Origin of the sequence: Vibrio sp. 10N.222.48.A3 (assembly GCF_041475345.1) — a bacterium.
Taxonomy (GTDB): Bacteria; Pseudomonadota; Gammaproteobacteria; order Enterobacterales; family Vibrionaceae; genus Vibrio; species Vibrio tasmaniensis_A.
The window spans coordinates 1-2063 of record NZ_JBFRVX010000693.1 but is presented as its reverse complement, the minus strand read 5'-3'; the positions used below and the strand labels follow the sequence as shown (position 1 = coordinate 2063).

At 43.7% G+C, this 2063-nt stretch carries 2 protein-coding genes and 1 pseudogene; 1 reads left to right on the top strand and 2 read right to left on the bottom strand.

Annotated features, from left to right (window positions below; all coding sequences use genetic code 11):
- Positions 1-151 precede the first annotated feature (151 nt).
- The gene (locus tag AB4653_RS18520; protein ID WP_009847210.1) at positions 152-751 is read right to left on the bottom strand and encodes a LysE family translocator; all 600 of its coding nucleotides are present in this window, start codon (positions 749-751) and stop codon (positions 152-154) included.
- A 122-nt stretch (positions 752-873) separates the two neighbouring features.
- On the opposite strand from AB4653_RS18520, the gene AB4653_RS18515 reads away from it, so the two are divergent.
- A complete protein-coding gene (locus AB4653_RS18515) occupies positions 874-1359 on the top strand; it encodes an Lrp/AsnC family transcriptional regulator (protein WP_004736367.1) in 486 nt (161 codons plus the stop codon).
- Between the two features lie 131 nt (positions 1360-1490).
- Here AB4653_RS18515 and AB4653_RS18510 read toward each other — a convergent pair.
- Positions 1491-2063 (bottom strand): annotated as a pseudogene (locus AB4653_RS18510) (arylsulfatase); the annotation flags it as partial.

Genomic DNA, 2063 nt, shown 5'->3' with positions numbered 1-2063 from the left:
CTTAAAACTTAAAACTTAAAAGCTTCTAGGCATAAAAGCTTTTAACTCAAGTTCCTTAAATATTTGTTAACTTAATTCTTTACTGTTAACGACTTAGTCGACATTTAGACACCACTCCTATGGATTTAGGAGTGGTTTTTTTCCTTGTGATTTATGCCGGTTGATAAAGCATAAAGGCAACCACCATCGCTAAGCTTCCACCCAAGCAACGGTTCACAAACATCATCTGTTTTGGTGATTGCAGTAATTTTTTCAGCATGGTGCCGCAATACGCCCACACCAACATGCACGGCACACCGGTAATCACCATACCCGCGATAATGGTCACTACTTGAATCAAGTAATCTGCATTCGGAGTAATGAATTGCGAAAACACGGTTAATGAAGCTATCCAACCTTTAGGGTTTAACACCTGCACCAACACACCTGACATAAAACCTGAACGTTTATCTGTGGTGCTTTCTTCGATTTGCATGTTCGCAATCGACCACGCCATAAACAGCAAGTAAGCCGCACCCACGTATTTCAAAATGTTATAAAGATCTGGGTAAAGGGTAAATAGACTCACCAATCCGACACTGGATCCTGCCAGTACGATGATGATGCCAACAGCGTTCCCAGAGATAAAAGGTAAAGTCGCAGCAAATCCATAACGACTTGAAATCCCAAGTAATGCGATATTGCCTGCCCCAGGTGTAATTGCAATTGATGTTGAAAATAGCAAGAACGCCAGCATTAATTGAGAGCTCATTTCCTCTCACTCCTAATAAGTAAAGTATTTATACGGAGAGAGTTTACAGATTCGACTAGGAATTAAATTGCTATATAGGCTAATATTAATGCAAATTTGAGCAAGACCTTCCTAAAAACACCATGAAACAGAAAGAATCCACCAAAGAAGTGTTAGATGACACAGATATCGCCATCTTAGAACATATCCAACAAGACGGACGCATGAGCAACAGCAAGCTCGCAGAGAAAGTGAACCTCAGCGAAACCCCATGTTGGCGCCGTTGGAAACGCATGGAAGAGACGGGTTATATCGATGGTTACGCCGCGAAGCTAAACCGCAAAAAGCTTGGTTTTCATGTGGCTGGTTTTACTCTTGTGACCTTAGGTAACCATGAAGTAGAAAACACAGAACCGTTTGAAGAGTTTGTCGAAGTAACCGATTGGATTCCTATGTGTCACTGTATTGCAGGCGGCGCCGACTATATGATTCAAGTGCTAGCGAAAGATTTAGAAGAGTACTTTGAGCGTATTAGCTCGATCAGACGAGTAAAAGGTGTAAGTGCGATTCAGTCGAATATCTCGGTTAAAGAGTTGAAAAACAGCTATAAGTTGCCTCTTGGGGATTAGCTTGCGCTACCATCTACTCAGAACTCTATTAACTCGGGCTTATTTTTACTCAAAGAAAAGATTGATAGACCAAACAAAAAATGCCCAGTCAACGGTTTGTTAACCGGGCACTTAGTTTTTACAAGTGCGTATTAGTTACCCACACCACCTGTTTTTTCAGCTGGTAAATCTGGTGTCACTGGGGGCCACTCTTGGAAGGTTGCTAGATGTTGTTGTACAGCAGCTTGAGCAGGACCAAATGCCCACATTTTTTGCCCCATCCACTTCAAGTACATGCCCGACTCTTCCGCCGCTCTCTCGTATGGGTCACGACGTAAGTTAAACAGTAATGGTGCATTTAGCTCCTCTTTCGGACCACTCCAGCCATGATTTTGGACCACAAAGTGCGCCTTCCAATCACCAACACGAACCGCTTGCAGCTTGTCTCGTTCGTAGTAGTAGATCTCTTTACGGTTTGACTCACCTTTCTCAGTCAGCATATCCACTTGGTTGTAACCATCAAGGTGCGCTTTAAAGCCATCGTGACCTTTCAGCAGTTTTTCTTTTAGATCCGTTGGACCACCAGCCGCAGCGACAAGAGTGGGTAACCAATCCATACCATCAAAGATGCCATTGCCTACAGTACCCGCTGGGATTTTACCCGGCCAGCTAACCAGTGCAGGGGCTCTTACGCCACCTTCCCAAGTTGTGCCTTTCTCACCGTG